Origin of the sequence: Psychrobacter sp., assembly GCF_036731945.1 — a bacterium.
Taxonomy (GTDB): domain Bacteria; phylum Pseudomonadota; class Gammaproteobacteria; order Pseudomonadales; family Moraxellaceae; genus Psychrobacter.
The window spans coordinates 473-8,631 of sequence record NZ_DAINDI010000058.1; the positions used below are offsets into that span (position 1 = coordinate 473).

The 8,159-nt window shown below is 42.4% G+C and carries 8 protein-coding genes and 1 pseudogene; all 9 read right to left on the bottom strand.

Features of this window, described 5'->3' with window-relative positions:
• Positions 1 to 914, bottom strand: a 914-nt coding sequence (locus tag V7D75_RS11260) for an epimerase (protein WP_333614629.1), incomplete at its 3' end; no start/stop codon positions are given.
• A 34-nt stretch (positions 915 to 948) separates the two neighbouring features.
• Positions 949 to 1,467, bottom strand: a complete 519-nt coding sequence (locus tag V7D75_RS11265; RefSeq protein WP_333614630.1) for a hypothetical protein — start codon at positions 1,465 to 1,467, stop codon at positions 949 to 951.
• An 85-nt stretch (positions 1,468 to 1,552) separates the two neighbouring features.
• Positions 1,553 to 2,014 (bottom strand): hypothetical protein, encoded by a 462-nt coding sequence (locus V7D75_RS11270; RefSeq protein ID WP_333614631.1) that lies wholly within the window; start codon positions 2,012 to 2,014, stop codon positions 1,553 to 1,555.
• 40 nt (positions 2,015 to 2,054) lie between these two features.
• Positions 2,055 to 3,008, bottom strand: a complete 954-nt coding sequence (locus tag V7D75_RS11275) for a fatty acid desaturase family protein (RefSeq protein WP_333614632.1) — start codon at positions 3,006 to 3,008, stop codon at positions 2,055 to 2,057.
• Between the two features lie 131 nt (positions 3,009 to 3,139).
• A complete protein-coding gene (locus V7D75_RS11280; protein WP_333614633.1) occupies positions 3,140 to 3,658 on the bottom strand; it encodes a GbsR/MarR family transcriptional regulator in 519 nt (172 codons plus the stop codon).
• Positions 3,659 to 3,781: 123 nt separating this feature from the next.
• Entirely contained in the window at positions 3,782 to 4,411 is a 630-nt protein-coding gene (locus V7D75_RS11285; protein ID WP_333614634.1) for an L-threonylcarbamoyladenylate synthase, read from the bottom strand.
• Positions 4,412 to 4,517: 106 nt separating this feature from the next.
• Positions 4,518 to 5,768 (bottom strand): DNA-processing protein DprA, encoded by a 1,251-nt coding sequence (gene dprA, locus V7D75_RS11290; RefSeq protein WP_333614635.1) that lies wholly within the window; start codon positions 5,766 to 5,768, stop codon positions 4,518 to 4,520.
• Between the two features lie 79 nt (positions 5,769 to 5,847).
• Positions 5,848 to 6,945, bottom strand: a complete 1,098-nt coding sequence (locus V7D75_RS11295; protein ID WP_333614636.1) for a LysM peptidoglycan-binding domain-containing protein — start codon at positions 6,943 to 6,945, stop codon at positions 5,848 to 5,850.
• A gap of 364 nt (positions 6,946 to 7,309) precedes the next feature.
• A pseudogene (locus tag V7D75_RS11300) lies at positions 7,310 to 8,159 on the bottom strand (threonine synthase); the annotation flags it as partial.

Genomic DNA, 8,159 nt, shown 5'->3' on the forward strand with positions numbered 1-8,159 from the left:
ATGAGCAGTGTCGACATTTCACCAAAAATTAATTTAAGAAAAAAGCTAGGTAAAGTAAAAAAGGTCGGACGATGCAACCATGTCCCAAGCGTTTTGGTAAAGTTATGATTGGTCACTGGATTGGGCGACGTTAAGTTATAAACGACGGCTGGTGTATCGTTAGTGGTCTGTAGGGTATTGTCATGCGTGGTTGCACTGTTTGAAATTGCACCAGTCGTTTGCCCAGAATCAATACTATTAACAGCGTTCTTGTTAGCCAAATGCCGCTCAATAATAAATATCGCCGCCCCTACCCAATCTTCACGGCTAACCCAGCTCATGATTTGCTTGCCATCGCCCAACTGCCCACCGACACCCATTTTAAATGGGGTTAATAACTTACCGAGCATACCGCCTTCAGGATGGATAACCACACCAGTACGCACGATAGCCACAGGCACGCCATAGTCAGTGGCTTTCAGAGCAAGCTGCTCCCATTGATCACATAATTGATGGGCAAAGTCAGTTTCATAATTACTGCTTTCAGTTAACGGCTTATCGCCTTGTGTGCCATACCAGCCAATCGCGGAGCCGCTAAGCAATAACTTAGGCTTAATACTGGTGAGAGCGATAAACTCCAGTATGGATTCAGTAGGTTTGATACGACTGGCTAGCAATTGCTCTTTGCGCGCATCGCTCCAGCGCGAATCAGCAATCCCAGCACCTGCTAGATTCATAATCACATCAAAGCTGTTATCCGACCTTGCCAGCTCATCATAAGTCATCATTTCAATATCGCTTGGATGCGCCTGACTGCTATCACGCGTGAGCCAAGTGATATGCAGCGCTTTATTCTCGCTTTGATAACGCTTAATCATTGCTTCACTAAAAGCGCTACCTAAAAATCCTGAACCACCACTGATTAAAATATTCATGTCATAATCCCTGTATACATTATTTTCGTTGCTATTATTTAGTAAAACTTAATCTATTATAACTATCGTCTACTTTTTTAGCGCCGATATCAAAATGACTTTTACATACTTTTGGTAAAGCAATGCAGCCCGCAATGGCTGAATTAATGCCGCCAAACAGCCCAACGATACCCATAAAAGCCAATAACACGCCAACTTCTATCCATGAGTTGATCCCTAAATATAAGACGATTGCACCCATATAAATAGCTGAGGTTATGAATCCTACTAAAAACGTTGTGCGTATACTTTTATGATCCTTGCGCCATAGCTTTTGGCTGGCGATGATAATGCCCGTCAATAACGCAGGGATAAAACTCAATAAACCGACATATAACAATGGCTGATACCCAATTTGGGCGAAATCAGCCTCTCGAAAGATAAACAATAGAGCCATCTCGGCAATCAATCCGCCAACCACGCTACCAATACCTGCAAACAAAATCATCACTGTTAAATGAGGGTAAGCTCTCAAATTATTATTCATTATATTTCTACTATTTATATCAGTCATTCATTGAGTATAAATAGGAGGCTCGCAAAGCCAATGAAGTTACTGTGGATAATTGGTGGATATTTATTTAAATTATGGTTTTAATTTATGCTTTTGGTAAGGTAAATAATCCTGTTAAATATCCGCTCGCACTTCCAATTAATGTAGCAAAGATACAAGCAGCAAGTGAAAAATTGAAGTCGCTAAACACTATAAGCATTAAAGTACAAATAACCGTCGATATTGCACCGATGATAGCTGACTGTGATAAACCTTTATGGTTACGGTATAGCTCAAAATACGCGACCAAACAACCAGTCAATGTTGCAGGAATTAGGCCTACAATAAAACCAAAAAATGCAAAGCTAGGTATTGTTAATAAAGCTAGCACTATTGAACGTACTATATTCTGCAAAACAGCATTTTGTAAGACAGCTCCTAAAACCAAAAAAATAGCTATTATTAATCCTATTAATCCGCCACCAATAGCTCCACCGAAGAATAAATATGCTCCTATAACACTTGATTTTGAATAGTTTTCACTACTTTCATTGGCGTCTAAACTCATAACGATACCCTTAGAAAAGCCAACTTATCCGATAATTATCCTAAGCAAAACGCTTACGAATAGGACAGTCACTATCATTATTACTTTGGTATTTTGCTTTTATTTTATGCCAGTGATGATTAATAAAATCTACGACGTTAGCCATCGTTGGCAATACGCGCGCTTCGGTTAGATGAGGTACTTCTGCATCTAAACGCTTGGCGAGCTGTGGTAAATGATTAGACGGCACAGCAGGAAATAAATGATGCTCGACGTGATAAAGTAGATTAAAGGTCAGAAAATTGACCAATAGATTACGCTCGGTGCGAGCAACCGTCTCATCACAATCATGGTGCACGCCCCACACCGCAATAATACCAACGCTGGCATTGGCCAACATCATGGTCAGTATGTGATACATCAATACTTGCGCTGACATTGCAATGGCAGGAACGGCGATAGGAAATACACTCAGCACGAGCGCAGTCGCAATAACCAAAGCAATCAAACCAAACTCTAAATACGCGATACGCTGATTACGACGACTGCTCAGACGTAAGCCTTGACGATAAATACTTAACCGATACGTGACACCGCCGAGCATCGCTTGCCACCATGACACTTTTGCCAGACTGCCCTCGATATCACTGTCGCCCATTGGGTTACGGTGATGCTCCATGTGAGTGGCGCGAATACTGTGCAGACTGGTCATTAAGAGCACGCTAAGCAATAACAATATGCCAGTGGTCGTGCGTTTGCCTGTACCCAAACTATGATGATAACCATCGTGAGCTTGACGGAACGCCGCCGCAAAAAACAAATAAGAAGCGCTGCACGCCAAGACATACCATGATTGGCTGGCAAACCACCATGACAGTAATAAAAACGGATAAGGCAAAATAACGTTATAAGCAATTTGACCTCGAGTTAACGAACGCAAATCTTGCCACTGCACTGTGTTAATAGCACTTTTAATCGCTGTATTCTTATTACCCTGTGCGTTATTCGCTTTCATATGACACATCCATTTGTTATTACTATGAAATGAGCTATTTAAAATGGTTAATTAAAAAAACCATTACATTTATTTCTGTCAAAAAAGAAATATCAAGATAAATCTTTTATTTTAAACAATACCTCTTGTTGCTAGCGTAAGACCTTTTTAATACTAGCACCCAGTTTCAATATCTTTTTAAGCGCACTTGTCGGCAGTCTAAGCATCTCAGAGGACCAAGTGGTCACGGTATCAACAAACTTTTGGGTTTCACGGATACGAGCTTTTACCTCACTATTCTCATGTTCAAATTCAGGGCTATCCATCAGCTCTTGTAAAAACTGCACCGTTGGCTCCAATTCGCGTTTTTGACGCTCAACAACGATAATACGCGCCAGCTCCCAAACGTCAGTATTGGTGGTGAAATGGTCACGACGATCACCCAATATCGAAACCTTTTGTACCAAGCCCCAGTGCTGTAGCTCTTTGATACTGTTTGAGACGTTAGAGCGTGCGACGCCAAGTGTGTCGGTAATTTCTTCCGCATTAAGTGGTTTACCAATGATAAATAACAACGCGTGTATCTGTGACATGGTGCGATTGACGCCCCACTGCGAGCCCATTTCGCCCCAATGTAAGATAAATTTTTCGGTCACAGGATTTAGTTTCATAATGACTATCTACTCACTATCTTGAAAATTTGGTTATCTTAATAACTCATACTGCGCTATTCTTTAATTTCTGTCAATAGTGAAATTAGAGAATATACTTTGCTATTTAGTTGGTTTTTTTACTTAACGAATAATTAAACCTGTCGTTGCATCACATATTTGACTGGGTAAGGTATAACCTAATGTCTCAGCCTGCAAATATTTTATACGCTCACCAAAATAATCATAGGCGTCAGACAAATTCATAGCAGGCGGCTCACCTGACGGATTACAGCTAGTGGAAACCAGCAGCCCAAATGGGTTATGAGCACTGACCAATTGTTGGCATAGCTGAGCGATAATAGGATGAGCAATGACTCTCACCGCTACTGTCTGGTGTTGCCCTGTTATCCAATGAGGAATGGTATTAGCAAACGTCTTCGGAATAGGCAGTAGCCAGGTATGCGCTTGCTTATCTTGCAGGTTATCATCAGTATTATCTGTTTGCCAGCTCTTGATGATTTGTTGGCGTTGTCCTTGTTCTAAAGCGTCCAATAGGGGCACTAAACGCTCAGCACTGTCCGTAATGACAATCATGCCTTTGGCTTGTGGCCGCTGTTTGATGGTCAAAATACGCTGGACGGCAGCTTTATCATAAGCATCACATCCGATACCCCAAACGCTTTCGGTTGGATAAGCAAGCAGCTGTCCTTGTTGTAGCCAATGCGCAGCTTCGATGACAGAATCGGTGATAAGAGCTTTAGATGTAGACATAGCGGAATGAGAAAGGAAAGTATGAGGAGATATAATACAACTTAAACGACCGGTAAAACAGCAGGTTTAAAGATTTCTTAAAATCGCGTTTTGATTAATAATAAAACTACACGCGCAAATAACGCCCACCTTGTACACTAATAACCCCTAATAACTCCAGCTCCATAAGTTGCCCAATCAATTGCGCGGCCGACATATCAGTAGTATTTAACAACGCATCTAAATCCTGCCCATGCCAATCAAGTTGCTCATAAATGAGCGCTAAATGCTCAGGAATAACACTAGTATAGGAAGAAGGTTTAAGATTAGATTGTGGCGATTGATTAATACTTTTGCTAGAGAGCTTCTCTGTATTTAGAGAATTGGAACTTTGGCTAAGAGTTGCTTGCTCAATACTAGACTCTGCATTAGATGACGGCTGATAGGTATGCGCTCTATAGTCCAACTGATTATTAATATCTTCAAGGACGTGCTGCGGATGATAAATCAACGTTGCGCCTTCACGTATTAAATGATGGCAGCCTTCGGCATTACTATTATCAATATGGCTTGGAATGGCAAAAACTTGTTTACCTTGCTCGGAGGTTAGGCGCGCAGTAATGAGCGAGCCGCTTTGAATGGTCGCTTCAGTGACAATGGTCGCGAGGCTAAGTCCTGCAACTAGACGATTACGGCGCGGAAAAGTGTGTTTGTGCGGCTGCGTATGCGGTAGTAACTCACTGACGATACAGCCGCCTTGATCAATAATCTGACTAAATAATTTATCATGATGATTGGGGTAATTGACATCAATCCCCGTCCCCATCACGCCAACCGTACGGCCTTGATATTCGGTATCAGACTGAGCTAAAGCACCTAAATGGGCACGCTTATCGACACCCAGCGCAAGACCACTAGTGATAATATAACCAGCTTGCGCTAAGTATTGCGCCATATCAAAGGTGATTTTCTGCGCATGGGCGGTGGGTTTGCGACTACCAACGATGGCGATTTGCGCTTGCTGCAAACGCGCTTTATCACCGCGGTAAAATAACAATGGTGGTGGGTCGTATATTTCTAGCAGCTGCGCTGGATAGTCAGGCTGGTCAGCAAATAAAAGACCGTATTTTCCGTCTAACAATGCTTGCTGGATTTTATCGATAGTAGTGAGCGTTTGTTCTGGCTGCTCATGACGCTTAAGATGGGTACTATGAATGCCCAATTGACGCCATGCCTCTACTTTAGCATTCCAAGCAAGCCCTGCCGTGCCAAAGTTAGAGATGAGTTTATGATATGCCGATAATGACGCATTCACTTCAGTCCACACCGCCAAAACGGCACGCTGCTCGGCGGATAAAAGAAAAGTGACTGCAGTCATAATCATCTAGCTCATTTAGCTTAAGTTAAACTTTTAGATCAAGGAATAAGCATTGTACCCATTATAGATATTGCACTTATTATAGATACGGCGGTGGTAACAGCTGATCACCGACATTGAGCGGTAGCTCAGAATCAAGCACATACGCATAGCTGATATTATCAAAGGTATTAAACACCATTACCATACCAGTAGGCTCACTTGGTAAACGTACTGGCGTGTCATTGTCCTTAATATCGCGTATGACGGCGCCCTTTTGGAAAACAGTCAATACATCTCCAGGTTTGGCACCGTGCGTGCTACCTAGATTGATAGCGACAACACTACCCTTAGCCGCTGAGCTAATAGAGTCCATCACGCGAACAATCATACCGCCGCGATTAACGGTTGCTGGCGCTGGGTAAAATACTGGCGGAATTGAATTATTTAGCTCCACAAAAACGCGGTCGCCTTCACGCACTTCTTTGCCATAGCTGTCGATAAGCTGCAAGCTGGTCACGCCATTGGTTTCGGTAGACGTCACCAGACCAGTAGCGACTTGAGTGACTTCTAAGCCGATGACTTTTTGTGTTTTAGGCTCGACATACTTCTCGCCTTCACGGTAAATACCGTAACGCTGGCCAACGATAAGTGGTACGCCTTTGGCATAGACCTTATCGCCACTAGCGGTAATTAAATTGCCTTTTTTTGAGGCTAAAATGTATGGGGTGGTATTAAAATCTGCTGGATTAACAATGATAGTCTTGTCGAGCCAATGCTGAATCGCCGACCATGGAATAGGCGGAATACTATTGGCGGTTGAGGTCACCGTGACTGAGCTGGCAACCACATTGCCAGTCAATTGCTTTTCAACCCCAGCACAACCTTCACCCGTATCGACCCCAATCAAGGTTTTACCTTGAATCACGCATAGAATAAGAATGTCATTAGGATAAATAAGGTTAGGGTTTTTGATTTGCTTATTGGTCGCCCAAATCTCTTTCCAGCGCCAAGGGCTGTCTAAATAGCGACCTGAGATATCCCATAAGGTATCGCCTTTTTTGACGATATAGCGATTGGGCGCATCAGCCTTAATCGTCGGCGGTGGATTATTAGCGTGGGCAGTGGTCAGCAGCATTGCACCACTAAATGTCGTCAGTAATAGTGCTTTTGCTATCTTTTTTAAGCTCATCTTCATTGTTATATCCACAATATGTACTGCGATCAGTACCATGATAAAGGCGATCTAAGTCTATTTCTTATGCTCAAAACTTATCGGTAAGAAAGAAACATGTATAAGAAAACATGAGCATAAAAAACTTAAAATAACGCTATCATAATGTCTATAAAGCAGCTGTTCAGTATGATTGACTGATGTGATTGATAGGTTTAATTGTTAGAAAAGCGCCGAGCACGATGTTTATTTGCCGACGCTGTTGCTAATATTACAATTATATATACCATAACACAATCATAAACATTTTATTACAATAGCGTAACCTGAATTTAGTTATTGATGACTGGATATTAATTTTAATGAGTACTTTTTATAAATAAGGTCTCTAAGCTATATTTGGCGTTACATATTGACGGATTTGCTCAGCGACCAGTTCGGCATTATTATCTAGTACCACTACGTGCTGCGGTAAGTCTTCTAAGCCTTCGGTATGCGCAGGACGCGCAATTTCTATCTCTCCAACCGCCTCAAAAATAGTATCGGCAAACTTAACGGGCAACGCTGTTTCTGCACAAACAATCACTTCACCTTCGCGCTGTAATTCTTTAGCGACTTTAATACCGTCAGCCGTGTGCGGATCGACCAATTCACCATACTGCTCATAAAGCGCTTTAATGGTTTGTAAGCGGTCGCTATGGGTCGATTTGCCAGCGGCAAAGCCATAACGGGTATTAACCGCCTCCATCAAGTCAGACAAATCAAAACCTTGCCCAGATTTCACCCCTTCAAATAACTCATGAACGCGGGCGCTGTCTTTGTCCAGTAATAAATAAACAAAGCGCTCAAAGTTAGAGGCTTTAGAGATATCCATAGATGGGCTTGAAGTGATATAGGTTTTATCGGTCGGGCGCGGCTGATAGGCACCTTGATTAAAGAAATCGTTTAAGACATCGTTTTCGTTGGTCGCGACGATTAGACGGTCAATTGGCAATCCCATTTCGCGAGCAATGTGACCGGCGCAAATATTACCAAAGTTGCCTGATGGCACACTAAAGCTGACTTTTTCGTCATTGCTTGTAGTAACGGCAAAATAGGCTTTAAAGTAATAAACGATTTGCGCCAATATCCGCCCCCAGTTAATAGAGTTAACGGTGCCGAGGTTATAAGCCGCTTTGAATTCGGCATCTTGTTGCAGCGCTTTGACGATATCTTGACAATCATCAAACATGCCGTCA

Excerpts from the sequence above, each read along its gene's own strand:
- V7D75_RS11265 (WP_333614630.1), bottom strand. The coding sequence starts at position 1,467 with ATGACTGATATAAATAGTAGAAATATAATGAATAATAATTTGAGAGCT.
- V7D75_RS11270 (WP_333614631.1), bottom strand. The coding sequence starts at position 2,014 with ATGAGTTTAGACGCCAATGAAAGTAGTGAAAACTATTCAAAATCAAGT.
- V7D75_RS11275 (WP_333614632.1), bottom strand. The coding sequence starts at position 3,008 with ATGAAAGCGAATAACGCACAGGGTAATAAGAATACAGCGATTAAAAGT.
- V7D75_RS11280 (WP_333614633.1), bottom strand. The coding sequence starts at position 3,658 with ATGAAACTAAATCCTGTGACCGAAAAATTTATCTTACATTGGGGCGAA.
- V7D75_RS11285 (WP_333614634.1), bottom strand. The coding sequence starts at position 4,411 with ATGTCTACATCTAAAGCTCTTATCACCGATTCTGTCATCGAAGCTGCG.
- dprA (WP_333614635.1), bottom strand. The coding sequence starts at position 5,768 with ATGACTGCAGTCACTTTTCTTTTATCCGCCGAGCAGCGTGCCGTTTTG.
- V7D75_RS11295 (WP_333614636.1), bottom strand. The coding sequence starts at position 6,945 with ATGAAGATGAGCTTAAAAAAGATAGCAAAAGCACTATTACTGACGACA.